This is a genomic window from Vibrio sp. V31_P5A7T61, from assembly GCF_009904895.1.
In the GTDB taxonomy this organism is placed as follows: domain Bacteria; phylum Pseudomonadota; class Gammaproteobacteria; order Enterobacterales; family Vibrionaceae; genus Vibrio; species Vibrio metschnikovii.
Map to the genome: position 1 here is coordinate 52,769 of NZ_WXWI01000071.1, position 19,376 is coordinate 72,144.

General features: G+C 44.4%; 17 protein-coding genes and 2 tRNA genes. 4 read left to right on the forward strand and 15 right to left on the reverse strand.

Annotated features, from left to right (window positions below; all coding sequences use genetic code 11):
• Positions 1–185: 185 nt before the first annotated feature.
• Positions 186–2,210, forward strand: coding sequence for a putative bifunctional diguanylate cyclase/phosphodiesterase (locus tag CAG58_RS15655; protein WP_161426258.1), 2,025 nt, complete (start codon positions 186–188; stop codon positions 2,208–2,210).
• A gap of 56 nt (positions 2,211–2,266) precedes the next feature.
• Here CAG58_RS15655 and rimI read toward each other — a convergent pair whose 3' ends face one another.
• The 4 genes from rimI to ubiT all read right to left on the reverse strand — a co-directional run bounded on the left by rimI (position 2,267) and on the right by ubiT (position 4,236).
• Positions 2,267–2,713, reverse strand: coding sequence for a ribosomal protein S18-alanine N-acetyltransferase (gene rimI, locus CAG58_RS15660; RefSeq protein WP_040903786.1), 447 nt, complete (start codon positions 2,711–2,713; stop codon positions 2,267–2,269).
• A gap of 3 nt (positions 2,714–2,716) precedes the next feature.
• A complete protein-coding gene (locus tag CAG58_RS15665) occupies positions 2,717–3,118 on the reverse strand; it encodes a DNA polymerase III subunit psi (protein ID WP_040903788.1) in 402 nt (133 codons plus the stop codon).
• Positions 3,119–3,203: 85 nt separating this feature from the next.
• Positions 3,204–3,725 (reverse strand): GNAT family N-acetyltransferase, encoded by a 522-nt coding sequence (locus CAG58_RS15670; RefSeq protein WP_158138848.1) that lies wholly within the window; start codon positions 3,723–3,725, stop codon positions 3,204–3,206.
• Positions 3,709–4,236, reverse strand: coding sequence for a ubiquinone anaerobic biosynthesis accessory factor UbiT (gene ubiT / locus CAG58_RS15675; protein WP_040903790.1), 528 nt, complete (start codon positions 4,234–4,236; stop codon positions 3,709–3,711). The genes CAG58_RS15670 and ubiT overlap by 17 nt, the downstream gene beginning before the upstream one ends.
• Positions 4,237–4,442: 206 nt before the next feature.
• Here ubiT and CAG58_RS15680 point away from each other — a divergent pair, with 206 nt between their 5' ends.
• The 3 genes from CAG58_RS15680 to CAG58_RS15690 all read left to right on the forward strand — a co-directional run bounded on the left by CAG58_RS15680 (position 4,443) and on the right by CAG58_RS15690 (position 8,564).
• The gene (locus tag CAG58_RS15680) at positions 4,443–6,485 is read left to right on the forward strand and encodes a sensor domain-containing protein (RefSeq protein ID WP_161426257.1); all 2,043 of its coding nucleotides are present in this window, start codon (positions 4,443–4,445) and stop codon (positions 6,483–6,485) included.
• Positions 6,486–6,657: 172 nt separating this feature from the next.
• Positions 6,658–7,671, forward strand: coding sequence for a ubiquinone anaerobic biosynthesis protein UbiU (ubiU, locus tag CAG58_RS15685; protein WP_004394149.1), 1,014 nt, complete (start codon positions 6,658–6,660; stop codon positions 7,669–7,671).
• A gap of 14 nt (positions 7,672–7,685) precedes the next feature.
• A complete protein-coding gene (locus CAG58_RS15690; protein ID WP_161426256.1) occupies positions 7,686–8,564 on the forward strand; it encodes a U32 family peptidase in 879 nt (292 codons plus the stop codon).
• A gap of 50 nt (positions 8,565–8,614) precedes the next feature.
• Here the strand turns inward: CAG58_RS15690 and nlpI are convergent, their stop codons facing one another.
• From nlpI to secG, 11 genes are all read right to left on the reverse strand, one after another.
• Positions 8,615–9,520: a lipoprotein NlpI gene (gene nlpI, locus CAG58_RS15695; protein ID WP_154170240.1), complete on the reverse strand. Its 906-nt coding sequence runs from the start codon at positions 9,518–9,520 to the stop codon at positions 8,615–8,617.
• Between the two features lie 117 nt (positions 9,521–9,637).
• Complete coding sequence (gene pnp / locus CAG58_RS15700; RefSeq protein ID WP_161426255.1) at positions 9,638–11,773, reverse strand: polyribonucleotide nucleotidyltransferase; 2,136 nt, start codon at positions 11,771–11,773, stop codon at positions 9,638–9,640.
• A 284-nt stretch (positions 11,774–12,057) separates the two neighbouring features.
• Positions 12,058–12,327 carry a 30S ribosomal protein S15 gene (gene rpsO / locus CAG58_RS15705; protein WP_004394154.1) on the reverse strand — a complete coding sequence of 90 codons (270 nt, stop codon included), beginning with the start codon at positions 12,325–12,327 and terminating at the stop codon, positions 12,058–12,060.
• A 126-nt stretch (positions 12,328–12,453) separates the two neighbouring features.
• Complete coding sequence (gene truB / locus CAG58_RS15710) at positions 12,454–13,392, reverse strand: tRNA pseudouridine(55) synthase TruB (protein ID WP_161426254.1); 939 nt, start codon at positions 13,390–13,392, stop codon at positions 12,454–12,456.
• On the reverse strand, positions 13,392–13,787 hold the full coding sequence (gene rbfA / locus CAG58_RS15715) for a 30S ribosome-binding factor RbfA (protein WP_004394156.1): 396 nt from the start codon (positions 13,785–13,787) through the stop codon (positions 13,392–13,394). The genes truB and rbfA overlap by 1 nt, the downstream gene beginning before the upstream one ends.
• A gap of 96 nt (positions 13,788–13,883) precedes the next feature.
• A complete protein-coding gene (gene infB, locus CAG58_RS15720) occupies positions 13,884–16,586 on the reverse strand; it encodes a translation initiation factor IF-2 (RefSeq protein WP_004394157.1) in 2,703 nt (900 codons plus the stop codon).
• A gap of 22 nt (positions 16,587–16,608) precedes the next feature.
• Positions 16,609–18,096 (reverse strand): transcription termination factor NusA, encoded by a 1,488-nt coding sequence (gene nusA, locus CAG58_RS15725; protein ID WP_004394160.1) that lies wholly within the window; start codon positions 18,094–18,096, stop codon positions 16,609–16,611.
• Between the two features lie 35 nt (positions 18,097–18,131).
• Positions 18,132–18,587 (reverse strand): ribosome maturation factor RimP, encoded by a 456-nt coding sequence (gene rimP, locus CAG58_RS15730; protein ID WP_004394162.1) that lies wholly within the window; start codon positions 18,585–18,587, stop codon positions 18,132–18,134.
• Positions 18,588–18,793: 206 nt separating this feature from the next.
• A tRNA-Met gene (locus CAG58_RS15735) sits at positions 18,794–18,870 on the reverse strand.
• Positions 18,871–18,925: 55 nt separating this feature from the next.
• A tRNA-Leu gene (locus tag CAG58_RS15740) sits at positions 18,926–19,009 on the reverse strand.
• A 26-nt stretch (positions 19,010–19,035) separates the two neighbouring features.
• Entirely contained in the window at positions 19,036–19,371 is a 336-nt protein-coding gene (secG, locus tag CAG58_RS15745) for a preprotein translocase subunit SecG (protein ID WP_040903793.1), read from the reverse strand.
• Positions 19,372–19,376: the final 5 nt, after the last annotated feature.

Sequence of the window (19,376 nt, forward strand, 5' to 3'; positions counted from 1 at the left end):
ATCTTCTTTTTCGGCCGACAGCTAACTCAATGCGAGGTGTCGACCTTATGGTTCAAATTATCGGATATTCTCGCTGATCTTAAGGCTTGGAGCAACTAAAGGCGTATCGCATTATTTAATCAGAAAAGTTAATTTATCTATCATTATGAACTATAAATACTAAACACCTAAAAATAGATTCAACGCTGATGACATTAAAGCCTATCAACTCCCTTGCGTTTCGACAAGCGAACACCGTATTTTGGGTCTCCGTGTTGGTTGGCCTGTGCTTTAGCATGTACCATACTTTGGTCGATTTGCATCATGAACAAAAACGAGTTGAAGAATATTATCAATTCAAACTCGTGCAAAATTACACCAATGCCAGCCAAGCGGCTTACCACCTTAATCATCTATTGGCAGAGCAAGTGGTCTCTTCTTTAATGACAGATCCTGCCATCATTAACGCAGCAGTGATTGATGATTTTGGTGATGTACTGGCTAAGCAGCAACGACCTATCAGTCATCACTCATTAATGATAAACGGTTTGGTGAGTTACCTTACACCTGAAAGTCCAGTTTTTGTCAGTGAATTACATCAACCCGATTCACAGATTGTGGTCGGCAAACTGACTTTTATGATTGATGGCAATAGCATTGCTCATGCGTTTATCGCCAAAACCACCCGAGTGATTCTGTTTGACTTACTGCGTAATACGTTATTAACGGTTATTTTACTGGCCTTTTTTTACCGCAAACTCTCGCGTCCTATCACCAGCTTAATTGACTGGGTACGTTCATTACCTACGGCTCAATCACCCATCCCCACCAATTTACTACGCCCCAAAGATGAATTAAGCGAGCTTGCCTCTAGCTTTCATTCTTTATGGCAAGACAAAGAAAAAGCGCAAGCCAAACTAAACTATTTAGCCTACTACGACGGCTTAACTGGATTAGCTAACCGAGGACTATTGCTGCAAACACTGACTCAAGCGATTGAATACGCACATCAACGCCAGCAAACGGGTGCGCTTTTTTACTTAGATTTAGACCGCTTTAAAACCATTAATGATTCTTTAGGACACACGATTGGTGACACCTTAATTCAATCCATTGCCCACCGTTTACAAGCTTGGGCAAACCATAGTTATACTGCCGCTAGAGTCGGTGGTGATGAATTTGCAATCATTATTCCTAGTTTACCTTATCAACAAATTTCCAGTATCGCTCAGCAGTTACTGGCTTTGTTGGCTAATCCTCACTCGATCGATGGCCACCAGCTGTATTGTACTGCCAGCATTGGCATTGCCACCTTCCCTTCTGAAGGGGTCACCAGTTTAGATGTGTTTCGACAAGCGGATACCGCCCTTTATCGTGCAAAAATCTGTGGGCGAAATAAATATTTATTTTATGAACCCGAAATGCAGGCGCAAGTAGAGACGTTTCTTGATATAGAGAAGGGGCTTCATGAAGCTTTGCAATTCCATCAATTAGAGCTTTATTACCAACCACAAGTGAATGAGCAGCATCAATTGATCGGTGTCGAAGCGTTAATCCGTTGGCATCATCCAGAAAAAGGGTTACTTCCTCCCGGTATTTTTATGCCGGTCGCCGAAGAGACCGGACAGATTTTACCGATTGGCCGCTGGATCATCGAGCAAGCTTGTTATCAACTCTCTCAATGGCAAAAACGTGGCGTGCTTCCTGAACATTTTCGTCGTCTAGCGATCAATATTAGCCCTCTTCAATTTTCACAGGCTTCTTTTGTAGAGCATATCGTCGCAACTTTGCAGCAAAGCGGGATCAGTGGTGATTATATTGAGTTAGAAATCACTGAAGGCTTACTGTTAGAGAATATCGATGAAGCCATTCAAAAAATTGCCCTACTAAAAAGTCAGTCGCTGCATCTGGCGATTGATGATTTTGGCACGGGGTATTCATCGCTACGCTACTTAAAAGATCTTGCGGTTGACGTATTAAAAATCGATCGTTCTTTTGTTACCCAATTACACTTAGATCCTAGCGCACAGGCGATTGTCGATACTATTTTATTGATTGCCAAACGTCTTGATTTGCAAGTGATTGCCGAGGGCGTTGAAGATAAGTTCGAGCTAGAAGCACTAAAAACTATGGGTTGCACACAGTTTCAAGGTTATTTGTTTGATAAGCCGTTGACCTGTCAAGAACTTGAGCAACGATTTACTCACCATTGTTACTCAAAAACGTCTTAGCGATGAATAAAAAGAGCGCGATACCCACAACGCTGAAGTATTAGTGAATGAAGAAATCAAAGGAAGAAATAACTCATGATGATCGCATCTTCTTTGCCATGCTCGGTCGGGTAATAATTAAAACGTCGATCAATCTCGTTAAAACCTGCATCTTGATACAGCTGAAAAGCGCGTTGGTTACTCGCTCGCACTTCTAACCAAGCACTTTGTGCTTGCAAGCGCTCACCTTGCTGAATAAAGTCTTCAATCAATTGCTTACCGTAACCTTTACCCTGCTCACTTGGCGCAATCGCTAAGTTAAGTAAGGTAATTTCACCGACAACATGCTGCGCATAATAGTACCCCAATAGCTGATCGTTAAGTAACATAGCTCGATGGCATGCGCCACGGCTAGCTAAATCATTAATCATGCTCTGTGACCAAGGGTGAGAATGAGCCTGTTGTTCTATCGACCAAACTTGGCGTAAATGTTCAACAGAAAGGGGAACAAAATGGATACTCATTATTTATTGCGCTCCGTAGGCACAGATTTGTTGCCATAAATCTCGTCGATAATGCGTGTTGCCTTCAACCTCGCTTAACGCTGGCGTGTGTAATGCATTTGCCGTTGTGACGGCACTTGCTTGACAATCGACATACCATATCCATTGCAGATCATTGAGTTCCAATTGACAGAGTTGCTGAGGATAGACATGTCTGGCTTGTGATAAATTGAGATTAAAACTGTTTAATACTCGTTCCAACCAAACCAATTGTGAACCGGAAGGCAAAAGCGAGCTAACCAATAATAATCGGCACTGTTTATCGAGAGACTCTATCGGGGGGGAGTAGCCAGCCAATCGCTGTGGATGAATAAGCTGCCACTCTTGAATACCCATCGCTTGTAAATAATGTTGCTGCTCAAACATAGTGTTCTACTTCACGAAATTTATCTGCATATGCTAACAAATATCGACCATCAAGCCTATAGCGGAAGTATTGAGAGCTATTCTGTTACTTATCTAAATGCTTAAAGGCATCGGTAAATTCAGGGCAATATTCAATGATACCTTGACGATCAATGAAGGCATCCTCCCATAAAGCGACCACTTGAAAAGCAGAGGCAAGCTCAGGCCATGGACAAGAAAAACCATGAGTCTGTGCTTCTTTAAACCCAAACCGTTGATAGTAATTAGGATCACCTAACACCACACAAGCAGGATAACCAAGCTCACCGAGTGAACTTAACCCTTCATTCACCAGCAATGCACCGATGCCTTGCTGGCGATGTTCTTTCGCCACGGCTAATGGTGCTAACCCTTGCCAGTTGAGATCCTCACCATTGAGTGTCACTGGACTAAACAGAGCGTAGCCGACAATCTCTCCTTGCTCGTCACAAGCCACTAATGACAGCGTTCGACGTCCATTCTCACGTAGTGATGTCACCAAATTAGCTTCACTATTGGTAGCGAATACCGCGCTTAATAATCGCTCAACAGCGAGAATATCCGCAGGAGCTTCAGTTCGAATAAGCATTCATTACCTCATTTTGTGTGTTTGGCATCTGCATGCCTTTATGCACAAAATCAGCCAACTGGTGAAGCAAAATTTGCAATACTGGAGGTAATTGTTCAAGATCCACACTATCCATCAAGTTTTTGACAGCCAATCCTAATTCGGTATCTCCTTCAATCGACAAACGTCTTTGGAAGAACAAGGTATCAGGATCCTCTTTACGACCAGCAATCAAAATAAAATCATTCAAATACCCACTAAAACTGACATCTTCTTGGCAAGGGCGATCGGCCACAATTAACTGCGGATGTTGATAGCTAATAAACCAACGTAATGCGAGATCATGTATTTCGATTTTAAGCCATTTTCCCTCAAGAAACTCAAAATCGCCATCAGCGAGTGCTTCTTGAAACACTAACTTCAGCCCCTCTAACAAGGCTGTTTTTTGTACTCGATGAGGCAATAAATGGACTGGAGATCGCAAAATTGATGGGGCGTTTTGTACGAGTTGACGACGAATCTTGTTTATCACGCGTATTATCCGTTACCTTAAGAGACTGAACGCCCATCATAATGGATGTTAAGGTCACAATACCTGTTATGCATCAAAAAATGGTTATCGATTAAGATGAGCAATGACGCTTTCCAGCGTATCAAATCAAGGTTATAGTTGATGGGTTTCTGATGAGTAATTCTTACCGTGAATAGCACATACTGTATAGCATTGGTCATATTTTGATGGCCGCTCAAGATTTATCCTATTGGTTTGGCCATCTTGCCGATTCTAGTCCGGCGTTTATGGCTATTTTAGATAACCAACATCACTATGTTTTAATCAATGAGCGTTATGCCGAACTAACCGGTTTAACTTGCTTTGAATTGATTGGTATGAATGATAGCGATACGTTCGGAGACGCTTTCTATCAGCAAGTAAAACCTTATTATATCAATGCCTTTGCTGGACAGGCACAAGAACTGACATTAACTCTCAATCATCCATCACGTAGCACGAGTCAATGGCACCTCAATATTACACCACTGATTCAGACGCCTCACCACCCTGATTATATTATTGTTCATGCCTTAGAGACCTCAGAACAACACCGGCTCTTACATTCACTGCAAGAATCTGAACTTAAGTTCAGCGCACTCAGTGCACTCCTTAATGAAGGGGTTTTCTTAATTGAAGATGATTGTATATTGGCCGCGAATCCTTCTGCAGCGCGCTTACTTGGCTTCGATGAAACACAGGATTTGCTGGGAGAAACACTCTCATCATTATTTAGCGATGAAAGTAACCAAAGTGGTTTTAATCACACCTTAGTTCAACAGTTGCTGATCAATCCTATCCACTGTTTTACACATGCTGATTACGGCCCTCCTAAAAGAGTCCAGTTAAGCGCGGTCAGAACGCCACTGTTCGGTAGTCATGTACAGCTGGTGGTTATGGAAGATAAATCGACAATGCCCCCTCTTTCATCGTCTTATCCGGCCGATGAAGGGTATGTGGATTCGTTAAGTGGTGTCTATACGCGCGCTGGTTTTATCAAACGCCTTGATCATCTTATTGAACAACATACGCCGTTGATCATGCTCTATCTCGACATTGATAACTTTAAAAATATTAATGATTCATTAGGACACCATATCGGCGATAACGTCATTAAAGAAGTGGCAATTCGTCTAAAACGCCTACTTCCGGCGCAAGCGATACTCGGTCATCTGGGTGGGGATGAATTTGCGCTTATTTTACCTTACCCAGAGCATCGCCACAGCGGTGAGATTCTCGCTGAACGGATCATCAACTTAATTAATCAACCTTTTGATTTGCATCACTTTAGTAAACGATTGGCCTGCTCTATTGGCAGCGTGGTTTACCCCGGTGATGGCCACAATGCTCGCGTTCTACTACAAAATGCCGATACTGCCATGTACGAAGCCAAAGAGCGTGGCCGTAACCGCTTGGTGCAGTTTGATAATCAAATGAACAAAGAAGCGCGCATGCGCTTGTGGCTGGAAATTGAGCTGCAAAAAGCCTTGCAACAAAATGGTTTGGAAGTCTGGTATCAACCCAAAGTCAACGCTCGTGATTTTAGTATTAATGGTGCTGAGGCATTGGTACGCTGGAAGCATCCGATTGAAGGGTACATCAGTCCTGGGGCTTTTATTCCGGTCGCAGAAAAAGCCGGGTTAATCGAACATTTGGGCCGAGTGGTGATCCGTGAAGTGTTTACTACCGTCAAGCGTTGGGAGCAGCAAAACCTACTGCCAGGCAATGTCGCGATCAATATCTCGCCTGAACAATTTGCCAACCCACAGTTGATCGATTATCTGACTAAGTTACTTCGCCAAACACAGTTAAATCCTCGTTATATTACCTTTGAATTAACCGAAAGCGCGATCATGAGTGGTAGTGAACATACTCTGCAAATGCTCAGTGCGATAAAAAAATTAGGCTTTAGCTTATCGATTGACGATTTTGGAACTGGCTATTCATCGCTAGCGTATTTAGCCCGTTTCCCGATCGACGAATTAAAAATTGATCGATCGTTTATCAGCGATATGGATAACTTACCCAAACAGATCACGGTGATCGAAAGCATTATTAAACTGGGTCAATCCCTCAATCTAATCGTGGTAGCAGAAGGCGTTGAAACTCAACAACAAGCGATACTATTATCTAACCTTCATTGCCATACGATCCAAGGTTTTCATTTTTATCGTCCCCTACCTAAAGAAGAGGTTGAAGTACTTTTTTCCCAGCATCGCCGTAGCCACTAAAGCACTCCGTCCGGCTACTCTCGTCACCATTGATGATCAATAATCCGAGAATTTTCTTCCCTTTGAATCACTTAAAATAGCCATTGATTGAGTGAAACCTGCCTTATATCAATTCCCTAACACAGAATAATTCCTACACTAACGCACATTTATCAAAAAACAGTAATGAGCAATGGAACTACTCTGCCCAGCGGGTAATTTACCCGCCCTAAAAACCGCCGTTGATTGTGGCGCAGACGCGGTCTATCTCGGATTTAAAGATGAGACCAATGCCCGGCACTTCGCAGGACTCAATTTCAGTGGTAACAAACTCGATAAAGCGATCCAATATGCCCATGACCGACATAAAAAAGTTCATGTCGCTTTAAACACTTTCGCTCATCCAGAGGGATTTCAGCGTTGGACGCAAGCCGTCGATAATGCAGCAAACTCTGGTGTTGATGCTTTGATCATCGCTGATATTGCCTTACTCGATTACGCGACACAACATTACCCGGATATGGAGCTGCACCTTTCGGTACAAGCTTCAGCGACGAATGTAAAAGCAATTGAGTACTACCAACAACAGTTTAATATTAAGCGAGTTGTGCTGCCTCGAGTACTCTCCATTCATCAAGTAAAGCAACTGTCTCGGACAATCCCTTCCGGTGTAGAGCTAGAAGTTTTCGCTTTTGGCAGTTTATGCATTATGTCCGAAGGTCGTTGTTATCTGTCTTCTTACCTAACCGGCGAGTCTCCCAATACGGTTGGCGCTTGCTCACCAGCCAAATATGTTCGCTGGCAAGAAACCGCTAATGGGCTTGAATCTCGCTTAAATAATGTTCTTATCGACCGCTATACGCATGGTGAAAATGCGGGCTACCCGACCCTGTGTAAAGGACGCTTTATCAGTGATATCGCCGGTCAATCTAAGCATTATCATGCACTTGAAGAGCCCACCAGTTTAAATACCTTGTCTATGTTACCTGAATTGTTTGCGGCTAACGTTGCCTCGGTCAAAATTGAAGGACGACAGCGCAGCCCTGCTTACGTTGAACAAGTGACGAAAACTTGGCGTGCAGCCATTGATAGCTATCTTGCTGCACCAGAGCGCTACCAAGTTCGAACGGAATGGGATAACTGCTTAGCGAATGTGTCGGAAGGAAGACAAACCACACTCGGTGCATACCATCGACAGTGGCAATGATAGGATAGAAAATCATGAAATACGCTTTAGGCCCATTACTGTATTTTTGGCCCAAGACAGACGTCGAATCGTTTTATCAACACGCTCTATCTAGCTCAGCGGATATCGTTTATTTAGGCGAAACCGTCTGTTCGAAACGTCGCGAAATGAAAGCGGGCGATTGGTTTGATATTGCCAAGCAGCTCGCGGCAGCAGGAAAAGAAGTCGTCCTCTCGACCATGGCGCTCTTAGAAGCGCCCAGTGAAATCAATCTGATGAAGAAGTACATTGATAATGGTGAGTTTACTATTGAAGCGAATGACGTGGCAGCGATTCAGCTTGCTTATCAACAAGGCGTCCCGTTTGTCGTTGGTCCTGCTATCAATTGTTATAACGCTTATGTGCTCAAACGGTTTCTACAACAAGGTATGATTCGCTGGTGTATGCCCGTCGAGTTATCGCGTGAATGGTTAATCAATGTGTTGAATCAGTGTGATGATTTGAATATTCGTGGCAAATTTACCACCGAGGTGTTTGCGCATGGTTATTTACCACTCGCCTATTCGGCCCGTTGTTTCACCGCGCGCGCAGAAAACCTAGCCAAAGACGAGTGTCAAACCTGTTGTATTCGCTATCCGACGGGTATTCAGGTCACCAGTCAGGAGGGGCAAGCCGTCTTTAACCTCAATGGCATTCAAACTCAATCTGGCTATTGCTATAACTTAATCAATGAGCAAGCGGGCATGCAAGGATTCGTTGATGTCGTTCGTCTTAGTCCATTAGGGCAGGAGACTTTTTCACTTATCGATACGTTTAAAGCCAATCAAAACGCCGAGCATCCTCAACGGTTAGACAACCATCAATGCAATGGTTATTGGCATCAATTACCAGGATTAGACGTTCATTATCAATAGTTCTCTGACGCCCAACTCATAAAAATTGGCTTGGGCGTCCGTAAATCGCGTTATTGTGCGACTCGCGCTTTGGCTAAATGAGCTTCTCGTAAATCATGATACATACGGCCTAATTCAATAAAGGCATAACGATGCTCAACATACTCATAGACATTAAAAGCAATCGCTAATTTATACAGCGAAATAGCCTGTGCAAAGTTATCTTCCATTTGATAACGTTTACCAAGATAGAAGTACGCCTCGGTGAGCTGCTGTGCCAATAAGGTATTATCACGGGTGGTGCTTAATAGCGCTTTAAACACCTGATCTTGTGGAATCTCATCCAGCATCACGCCAACCAATACCCAGCCCCACTGTTCATCATGATCTTGATAGCGGTTCAATAAATCGTGCTTCGCTTGCTGTGGATTGACATCCGATTGAATAATGTAGAGCCACAAAGCGCGAAAAGGGTCGCTCGGGTCTTGCTGATAATGAGCTTGAATATCTTGTAACGCGAGCTCTGGACGGTCACCATAATACAGGGCGATAGCGCGGTTTCTAAGGGCATATTCGTTGCTTGGATCAAGTTCTAAAGTAGAGTCAAATGCTTCATAGGCAGCATCAAATTCACCTGCTTCGGTATAATAAACCCCGAGCAAATTAAAAATATCTGGTTGAGCCGGGTTTAAGGCCAATGACTGAGTAAAGTCTAATCGTGCTAGATCTCGCAGTCCGAGATTATCGTAGCCATTGCCACGTTCAAAAAACATTTTTGCTCGCAGTTCATCGTTCAAATCGGTACGCTGCAATAATTGGCTTAAACGAGCAATCTGCACTTCCTGCTGAATCGTGGATTGCAAGGGAATCGCCATCGGTGGATAAACCCAGTGCGTTGCTTGAGAACCACCTTTTACGGCGCATCCAGCCAATAACAAAATCATGACACTTACTAGAGCGCTTTGAAACCATTTCACAAATCAGTACTCCTGTGGTTCCCCTAATCAATAAAAAAGGGAGCGAATAGGCTCCCTTTATAACATGCTTTATCACGAAAAAGCGAAAACTGTTATTTCACTTCTGTCGTTAAGCGATTATTCTGCCGCAGGTGCAGTGTTTTCTGCACTGGCTTCTTCTGCTGGTTTCTCTACCGCTTCTTTCATGCTCAAACGAACACGACCTTGACGGTCTATCTCCAACACTTTTACTTGTACTTCTTGGCCTTCTGCAAGGACGTCTGACACTTTTTCAATACGCTTATCTGCAATTTGTGAAATATGTACTAGGCCATCTTTACCAGGAAGAATCGTTACAAAGGCACCAAAATCAGCAAGACGAGCAACTTTACCCGTATAAATCTTACCGACTTCGACTTCCGCGGTAATTTGCAGAATACGACGAATTGCTTCTTGCGCTTGATCACCGTCAGTGGCAGCAATTTTGATCGTACCGTCATCTTCGATTTCAATCGTCGTGCCCGTTTCTTCGGTCAACATACGAATCACTGCACCGCCTTTACCAATCACATCTTTGATCTTTTCAGAGCTGATCTTCATGGTATGGATACGAGGCGCAAATTCTGAAATATCATCACGGGCACCAGCAATCGCTTGATCCATAACTGAAAGAATGTGCAAACGAGCACCTTTCGCTTGGTTCAGAGCAATCTGCATGATCTCTTTAGTGATACCTTCGATCTTGATATCCATCTGTAGTGCAGTCACACCGTTTGAGGTACCTGCCACTTTAAAGTCCATATCACCAAGATGATCTTCATCACCTAAAATGTCAGAAAGAACAACGAAATTCTCGTCTTCTTTGACTAGGCCCATTGCGATACCAGCAACAGAAGCCTTAATAGGCACGCCAGCATCCATAAGAGCCAAAGATGAACCACATACTGAGGCCATTGATGATGAACCGTTTGATTCAGTGATCTCAGAAACAACACGTACCGTGTACGGGAATTCATCTGCAGAAGGCATTACCGCTGCGATACCGCGCTTCGCCAAACGACCATGACCAATTTCACGACGCTTAGGTGAACCAACAAAACCTGTCTCACCAACACAGTAAGGAGGGAAGTTGTAATGCAGCATGAAGTAATCTTTACGCTCACCCGTTAACTCATCGATAATTTGAGCATCACGCTGAGTGCCTAGTGTCGCCGTGACCAGTGCTTGCGTTTCACCACGAGTGAACAAAGAACTACCATGAGTACGTGGTAATACACCCGTACGTACATCCAAGGCACGGATCATGTCTTTTTCACGACCATCAATACGTTTTTCACCCGCAATGATGCGACCACGAACCACTTGTTTTTCAAGTGCGCCTAGCAGCTTCTTAATTTTCATTACATCTTGCGAATCATCTTCAGCCAAGATCGCCGCAATGACATCAGCTTTGATCGCCGCGACTTTCTCGTAACGCGCCATTTTTTCGATGATTTGGTACGCTTCGGTTAGACGAACTTCAGCTAGCTGAGCAATTTTCTCTTTTAATGCGGTATTTTCTTGTGGTGCAACCCAATCCCAAGATGGCGTAGCCACTTTAGCTGCGAATTCATTGATGGCATTAATGACCACTTGTTGTTGATCGTGACCATAAACCACCGCGGCTAGCATCTCTTCTTCGCTAAGGATGTCGGCTTCTGACTCAACCATCAATACCGCGCCTTCCGTACCTGCAACAACAAGGTCAAGACGTGATTGATCCAACTCTTTCGGGCTTGGGTTAAGTACCAATTGACCATTGATATGACCAACACGAGCAGCACCAATTGGACCATTAAATGGCATGCCAGAAATCGCTAACGCAGCAGAGGTACCAATCATGGTAACGATATCTGGTTGAACATTTGGGTTAACCGATACTACCGTGGCAATCACTTGTACTTCGTTAGTAAAAGCATCATGGAACAGAGGGCGAATAGGACGGTCGATAAGACGAGCGATTAACGTTTCACTTTCTGAAGGACGACCTTCACGCTTAAAGAAACCGCCAGGAATTTTACCCGCAGCGTAGGTACGCTCTTGGTAGTTAACCGTTAATGGGAAGAAATCTTGTCCTTCTACGGCGTCTTTTTTACCAACCACAGAAACAAAAACGGCGGTATCATCCATCGTCGCCATCACAGCGGCTGTCGCTTGGCGAGCCATTACACCGGTTTCTAACGTCACGGTATGATTACCGTATTGGAAAGTTTTCACTACTGGTTTTTCGAACATTAAGTTTTTCCTTTTCTAGGTGAGACCTAGATAAATTGAACAAGACTCAAAGCACTACCAATCGCGACTAGTAAAAAAAGACTCGCTGATCCTAATCTGTTTTTAATAGCCGCGACCTGCTGGTCGACTGGGGTGACTGTAATGCGATGAGAAATAATCGTGCCAACCATCAAAGTTGGACGGGATGTAGTATAAACTACTTAGCTAGGGATATGCCAAATTTAGATAACAAAAAAAGGGGCATTAGCCCCTTTTTTAAACAAACTGTACTATGCAGCCACTGATTAGCGACGTAGGCCTAGACGTTTGATAAGGTCTTGGTAGCGTCCTAGATCTTTACCTTTTAGGTAGTCTAGAAGTTTACGACGACTTGAAACCATACGTAGCAGACCACGACGGCTGTGGTGATCGCCTTTGTGCGTTTTGAAGTGACCTTGTAAGTGGTTGATAGAAGCAGTCAGTAGTGCTACTTGTACTTCTGGTGAACCAGTATCGCCTTCGGCACGTGCGTATTCAGCAACGATTGCTGCTTTAGTTTCTGCATTCAGAGACATTATTCTCTCCTAAAGAGTTAAGTTTATTATTGTGCCAGCCAATCTCTGATTCAGCCGACACGCGAGCGCGAATTATAGGGAATAACGCGCAGACACACAAGCGCAAACTCGCTTAGCCTGAGCGGATTATTGTGGATAAACCACTAAACGTTTCGGAGCGACTTTTCCATCTTGATCAATTTGCCCTACGCCAAGAAAACGCCGTTGTTCCCCTTCGGTCATTCTAACCAGACCTTCGGTGGGGGCTCCGAAAACTTGCACCGCTTGTCCATGTTGAACCATATGGGCAAGTTCAGCAATCAGGTTAACCTCTGGCAAATCTTGTACAGCCGTATCCATTGGCAGTAGCAATTCATCCAATCGCTGATACTTCTCACTCTCTTCGCCCTGCGCTTGTTCAACCAAGGCATTCAATTGCTCTAAGGTCACCATGTTTTGATACGGGTAATTGGCGACTCCAATACGGCGCAACATGGTGACATGAGCACCACAACCGAGCATCTCGCCTAAATCATCAACAATCGTTCGAATGTAAGTCCCTTTAGAACAGTGGACTTCCATCTCTACTTCATCGCCTTCAAAACGGTGTAAGGTGATCTCATAGACATTGATTTTTCGAGCTTCACGGGCCACTTCAATCCCTTGGCGCGCATACTCATAAAGTGGCTTACCTTGATGTTTTAAGGCAGAAAACATCGAAGGAACTTGCCAGGTTTGCCCCTGAAAAGAAGCAATATGAGCCAGTAGTGTTTCACGCTGTACATTGACCGGACGAGTTTCTACTACTTGACCATCAGAATCTGAGGTATCAGTGCGCTGACCTAGTTTAGCAATCACACGATAATGCTTATCCGAATCGAGTAAAAACTGAGAAAACTTGGTCGCCTCCCCCAAACAAATCGGTAACATCCCCGTCGCTAATGGATCAAGCGCACCGGTGTGTCCCGCTTTTTCAGCAAAATAGAGGCGTTTCACTTTCTGTAGTATATCGTTCGATGAGATGCCCGTGGTTTTATCGAGTAGTAAGACGCCGTTAATTGCACGGCCTTTACGACGTCGTGCCATTACTCTTCGTCCTCTCGACCTGCATCTTGTTGACGACGTTTATCTTGATTGACCACTTCAGTGACTAAGTTAGACATCCGCATCCCTTCGACAAGAGTATTGTCATAGTGGAAACGAATTTCTGGTGTTAGACGTAAGCGAATTCGCTTACCAAGCATCATACGAATGTGCACTTCGTGCTCACGCAGCGCTTTAATACAAGACTCTGGTGTTTGCTCTCCGATACAAAGAAAGGTCACAAACACTTTCGCATACGCTAAGTCTCGTGAGACTTCCACATCGGATATGGTAACCATTCCTAAACGTGAATCACGAACTTCACGCTGTAAAATCATCGCTAATTCTTTTTGTAATTGCTGAGCCACTCGCTGAGTTCGGCTAAATTCTTTTGGCATATTTTTTCTCACTAATAGAAAGAATGGGGGGATGGTTTCCCAGCCCCCCATGGTGTATTCAACAACCTAACATTACCGTAAATGCAATTTTAGTTGCTAGTCGATGGTACGCTGGATCTCAACGATTTCAAAGACTTCGATCTGGTCACCAACGCGTACGTCGTTATAGTTTTTAACGCCGATACCACATTCGTAACCATTCTTAACTTCAGCTACATCATCTTTAAAACGACGTAGTGATTCAAGCTCGCCTTCATAAATAACCACGTTATCACGTAGAACACGGATTGGACTGTTACGCTTAATGGTACCTTCCGTTACCATACAGCCAGCAATCGCACCCAGTTTTGGTGATTTGAAGACATCACGTACTTGAGCAAGACCAATGATCTCTTGCTTAAATTCAGGGGCAAGCATACCGCTCATCGCTTGCTTCACTTCATCGATCAATTGGTAAATGATCGAGTAGTAACGCAGATCGATATTTTCATCTTCAATCGTACGACGAGCAGAGGCATCGGCACGCACGTTAAAACCAACCACGATAGCGTTAGATGCTGCCGCTAATACCGCATCCGTTTCCGTAATACCGCCAACACCAGAACCGACAATGTTCACTTTAACTTCATCAGTTGATAGTTTTTTCAGTGATTCAGCAATCGCTTCTACAGAACCTTGTACGTCGGCTTTCAGTACCACGTTCAACTCAGCAACATCACCGGCCGCCATATTTGAGAACATGTTCTCAAGTTTAGACTTCTGTTGACGAGCGAGTTTAACATCACGGAATTTACCTTGACGATAGTTAGCCACTTCACGAGCTTTACGCTCATCACGAACCACGGTTGCTTCATCACCAGCAGAAGGAACGCCAGATAAACCGAGGATCTCAACTGGAATTGATGGGCCAGCATGCTCAATCTCGTTACCGACTTCATCACGCATCGCACGTACACGGCCATATTCCTGACCACATAAAACGATGTCGCCTTTATTCAAGGTACCCGATTGAACCAACACAGTCGCGACTGGACCACGGCCTTTATCTAAGCGAGATTCAATCACTACGCCTGACGCCATACCTTCTTTAACGGCTTTCAACTCAAGCACTTCTGCTTGTAGAAGAATCGCTTCAAGTAAGCCATCAATATTGGTGCCTTGTTTAGCAGAGATATGGACGAACATGTTTTCGCCGCCCCACTCTTCAGGCATGATATCGTACTGAGCAAGCTCATTTTTCACGTTATCTGGATTAGCCGCTTCTTTATCGATTTTGTTGACCGCAACGATAAGAGGAACCCCTGCCGCTTTCGCATGCTGAATCGCTTCTACCGTTTGAGGCATTACGCCATCATCTGCAGCAACAACCAACACAACGATATCCGTTGCTTGAGCACCACGAGCACGCATTGAAGTAAACGCAGCGTGTCCCGGAGTATCAAGGAAGGTAATCATACCATTAGGCGTTTCTACATGGTAAGCACCGATATGCTGGGTAATACCACCCGCTTCGGCATCAGCCACGTGAGTACGACGAATATAGTCAAGCGTTGACGTTTTACCATGGTCAACGTGGCCCATAATCGTTACGACAGGAGCACGAGAAACCAGTTCAAACTTATTATCACGATCAGAAAGAATGGCTTCTTCTAGCTCATTTTCTTTACGCAAAATAACTTTATGTCCCATCTCTTCTGCCACTAATTGAGCCGTTTCTTGGTCAATCACTTGGTTGATGGTAGCCATAGCGCCCATTTTCATCATCACTTTGATGACTTCGGTGGCTTTTACCGACATCTTATTGGCTAGCTCAGAAATTACGATGGTTTCACCAATCACAACGTCTGATTTAGCAACAACGGCGCTCTTATCGAAGCCATGTTGCATTGATGTAGGTTTGTTAATTCGACCTTTACGTCCCGCTTTACCGCCACGAGTACGTGAACCACGCTCTTGTTTATCATCACGTGAGGATAATTTGGTCTTTTTCAATTTGGCTGCACGACGAGCGCCTTCTTCACGACGGTCTGCTTCATCTTCCGCCTCACGTGCATGAGTTGAGGTGGTTAGATGGTAATCTGTATCTTCTTGCATATTGCCTTTTTTCTCTTCTTCAGCAGACCAGCGATCTTTATTTTTTTCGGCCAACTCGCGTGCTATCTCTAGCTGACGCTGACTTTCCTCTTCAATTTTACGCTGAGCCTCTTCTTCTTGGCGGCGTTTTAATTGTTCGGCCTCTTTTCGTGCTGCTTCTTGCTTTGATTTATCTTGTGCAGAACGCTCACGTTTTGCTTGATTGACTTCAACCGGTACATCACGTTGAGCTTCTTCGGCTTCACGCTTCGCCTTCTCTTCTGCTTCACGCTGAGCTTTCTCTTGCGCTTCACGTGCAGCCTTTTCTTCAGCCTCACGTTTCAATGCTGCTTCGGCTTCACGTTTGGCTTTTTCTTCTGCTTCACGTTGCGCTGCTTCTTCAGCTTCACGTTTAGCATCATCTTCAATTACACTGCGCTTAACATACGTCCGTTTTTTGCGCACTTCAACCTGAACATTCTTACTTTTACCACCACCGGCATTCACACTCAGTGTGCTGCGGGTTTTACGCTGGAGGGTTAAACGAGTCGGCTCAGAACCTTCACCATGTTCTTTACGCAAATGAGTAAGAAGTTTTTGTTTCTCTTCTTCACTTACATGATCTGAACCCGCTTTTTCCATACCTGCATCAGCAAGCTGTTCTAATAAGCGGTCAACTGGCGTACCAATTTCTTCACTCAGTGCTTTAACTGTAAGTTGTGTCATGCCGCTTCCTCCCCTGCTGAAACTATGCGTCTTCGCCAAACCAACAAATATTGCGAGCCGCCATAATTAATTCGCCCGCACGCTCTTCGGTTAGGCCTTCAATACCTTCAAGATCGTCGATGCCTTGGTCAGCGAGATCTTCCAGAGTTGCTACTCCTTTCGCTGCCAATTTAAATGCCATATCACGCTCTAAACCAGCTAAACCAAGCAGATCATCTGCTGGCTCAAGCCCTTCAAATGACTCTTCTTGCGTTAGGGCAATCGTCGTTAATGCCTCTTTGGCACGAGCGCGTATTTCTTCGATGATCTCTTCATTCAGACCATCGATTTCAAGCAACTCGCTTACTGGAACATAAGCTATCTCTTCTAACGTAGAGAAGCCTTCTTCTACTAACATCTCGGCAAAATCTTGCTCAATATCGAGGTACTTCATAAATTTCTCGATAGAGGCGGTTGATTCTTCTTGATGTTTTTTCTGTAAATCTGCAACCGTCATCACGTTCAGTTCCCAACCAGTAAGTTGAGAGGCTAAGCGGACGTTTTGACCATTGCGACCAATCGCTTGAGCTAAATTATCGGCTTCAACAGCAATATCCATTGAGTGGGCGTCTTCATCAACAATGATCGAAGCAACATCAGCAGGAGCCATCGCATTGATAACGAACTGCGCAGGGTTATCATCCCACAGCACGATATCGATACGCTCACCACCAAGCTCACTAGACACCGCTTGTACACGTGCACCACGCATACCTACGCAAGCACCGACAGGGTCGATGCGCTTATCGTTACTTTTCACCGCGATTTTAGCGCGAGAACCAGGATCACGTGCCGCGCCTTTTAGCTCGATCATCTCTTCGCCAATTTCTGGAACTTCAACACGGAAGAGTTCAGCAAGCATTTCCGGTTTAGAGCGCGTAATAAACAGTTGGAAACCACGAGCTTCAGGTGCCACTTTAAAGAGCAAACCACGCACTCGGTCACCTGAGCGGAAGTTTTCACGTGGTAATTGGTCTTCACGTAGAATTACCGCTTCCGCGTTATTACCCAAATCAACAATCACGCTATCGCGGTTAACTTTCTTAACCACGCCAGTGACAAGCTCACCTTCGTTATCGATAAACTGTTCAACAATTTGCGCACGTTCGGCTTCACGTACTTTCTGTACGATCACTTGCTTAGCAGTTTGAGTGGTAATGCGATCAAAAGTCACTGACTCAATTTGATCTTCAATGTAATCACCCAACTGAACCGTTTCATCATCATAATTCGCCGCATCAAACGAGATCTCTTTGGTTGGATGCTCAACGTTTTCAACCACTAACCAACGACGGAAAGTTTCAAACTCACCCGTTTTACGGTCGATAGCCACACGGACCTCAATTTCCATTTCGTGTTTTTTCTTGGTCGACGTAGCCAAAGCTGTCTCTAACGCTTCAAAAATACGTTCACGAGGTACCGCTTTCTCATTAGAAACCGCCTCAACGACCGCTAAAATTTCTTTACTCATTGTTATAGCCTCTTAAGCTCTATTCTCTAGGAGAACTAAAATTTAGGGATCAGGTTAGCTTTGGCAATATTACTTAGGGCGAAATATTCTTCTTGCCCATCAGCAATAACGGTGACCGTTTCGCCTTCAACCGCATGGATAATACCTTTCCATTTACGGCGATTAGCAACAGCCATTTTTAAGACAATGCTGACCTCGTGACCTATAAACTGCTCGTAATGTGCTGCTTTAAAGAGTGGTCTTTCCAAACCAGGCGAGGATACTTCTAAGTTGTAAGCGACCGTGATCGGGTCTTCAACGTCCAGTACCGCACTGACTTGGTGACTAACTTCAGCACAAGCATCAACGGTGATGCCATTTTCATGATCAATATAGATACGTAGTGTTGAATGTTCACCAGCACGCACAAATTCTAATCCAACTAATTCATAACCTGTTGCCGCTACTGGCGCTTCAAGCATTTCAGTAAGTTGTCTTTCTAAACCAGTCATTTAAACCACTCCAGAAACAAAAAAAGGGCATAGAGCCCAATTTAAATTCCAAGCAAGCACCTGAAATTTTCATGATGAAATTCAGATAACAAAAAACCCCGAAAGTCGGGGTTTTTTGTTGCTGGACCCTGATAAATTGAGAAATTATTCTCAACTGCAGTGAGGTTAACACTGCCAAACTTGCATCAATTTACCACTTAGGTAAATGGTTGCGGGGGCCGGATTTGAACCGACGACCTTCGGGTTATGAGCCCGACGAGCTACCAAGCTGCTCCACCCCGCGTCCGACTTGTAAGCAATTATACGCGCTACAAGGTGATTTACAAGTTTGTAAATAATGGTGCCGAGAGAGGGACTCGAACCCTCACACCATAGGCGCTAGCACCTCATGCTAGTGTGTCTACCAATTTCACCATCTCGGCATAACCTGACTTATCTTTTGATAAGTTTAGCGAGGAATCTCATCGCCTTTAGGGGCTGGAATATCACTCACTGAGTTATCAGCTTGCTCGACCACATGACCTTGTAACGGGTCAACCCATTGTGATTCGGTTTTGTGTGTAGACATATTGCCTAACACCAAGCTAATAACAAAAAATGCGGTTGCAAAAACTGCAGTCATTCGGGTTAAAAAGTTACCTGAGCCACCAGCACCAAACACTGTGTTTGAAGCACCGGCACCGAATGAGGCTCCCATATCTGCGCCTTTACCTTGTTGAATCAACACTAGGCCGATAATACCAACCGCTGCCAACAGGTAAATCACAAGTAGAACTGTAAACATTGCTT

Coding starts and splice junctions, on each gene's coding strand:
- rimI (WP_040903786.1), bottom strand. CDS start 2,713: ATGAGTATCCATTTTGTTCCCCTTTCTGTTGAACATTTACGCCAAGTT.
- CAG58_RS15665 (WP_040903788.1), bottom strand. CDS start 3,118: ATGTTTGAGCAGCAACATTATTTACAAGCGATGGGTATTCAAGAGTGG.
- CAG58_RS15670 (WP_158138848.1), bottom strand. CDS start 3,725: ATGCTTATTCGAACTGAAGCTCCTGCGGATATTCTCGCTGTTGAGCGA.
- CAG58_RS15680 (WP_161426257.1), top strand. CDS start 4,443: ATGGCCGCTCAAGATTTATCCTATTGGTTTGGCCATCTTGCCGATTCT.
- ubiU (WP_004394149.1), top strand. CDS start 6,658: ATGGAACTACTCTGCCCAGCGGGTAATTTACCCGCCCTAAAAACCGCC.
- CAG58_RS15690 (WP_161426256.1), top strand. CDS start 7,686: ATGAAATACGCTTTAGGCCCATTACTGTATTTTTGGCCCAAGACAGAC.
- pnp (WP_161426255.1), bottom strand. CDS start 11,773: ATGTTCGAAAAACCAGTAGTGAAAACTTTCCAATACGGTAATCATACC.
- rpsO (WP_004394154.1), bottom strand. CDS start 12,327: ATGTCTCTGAATGCAGAAACTAAAGCAGCAATCGTTGCTGAATACGCA.
- truB (WP_161426254.1), bottom strand. CDS start 13,392: ATGGCACGACGTCGTAAAGGCCGTGCAATTAACGGCGTCTTACTACTC.
- rbfA (WP_004394156.1), bottom strand. CDS start 13,787: ATGCCAAAAGAATTTAGCCGAACTCAGCGAGTGGCTCAGCAATTACAA.
- infB (WP_004394157.1), bottom strand. CDS start 16,586: ATGACACAACTTACAGTTAAAGCACTGAGTGAAGAAATTGGTACGCCA.
- nusA (WP_004394160.1), bottom strand. CDS start 18,096: ATGAGTAAAGAAATTTTAGCGGTCGTTGAGGCGGTTTCTAATGAGAAA.
- rimP (WP_004394162.1), bottom strand. CDS start 18,587: ATGACTGGTTTAGAAAGACAACTTACTGAAATGCTTGAAGCGCCAGTA.
- secG (WP_040903793.1), bottom strand. CDS start 19,371: ATGTTTACAGTTCTACTTGTGATTTACCTGTTGGCAGCGGTTGGTATT.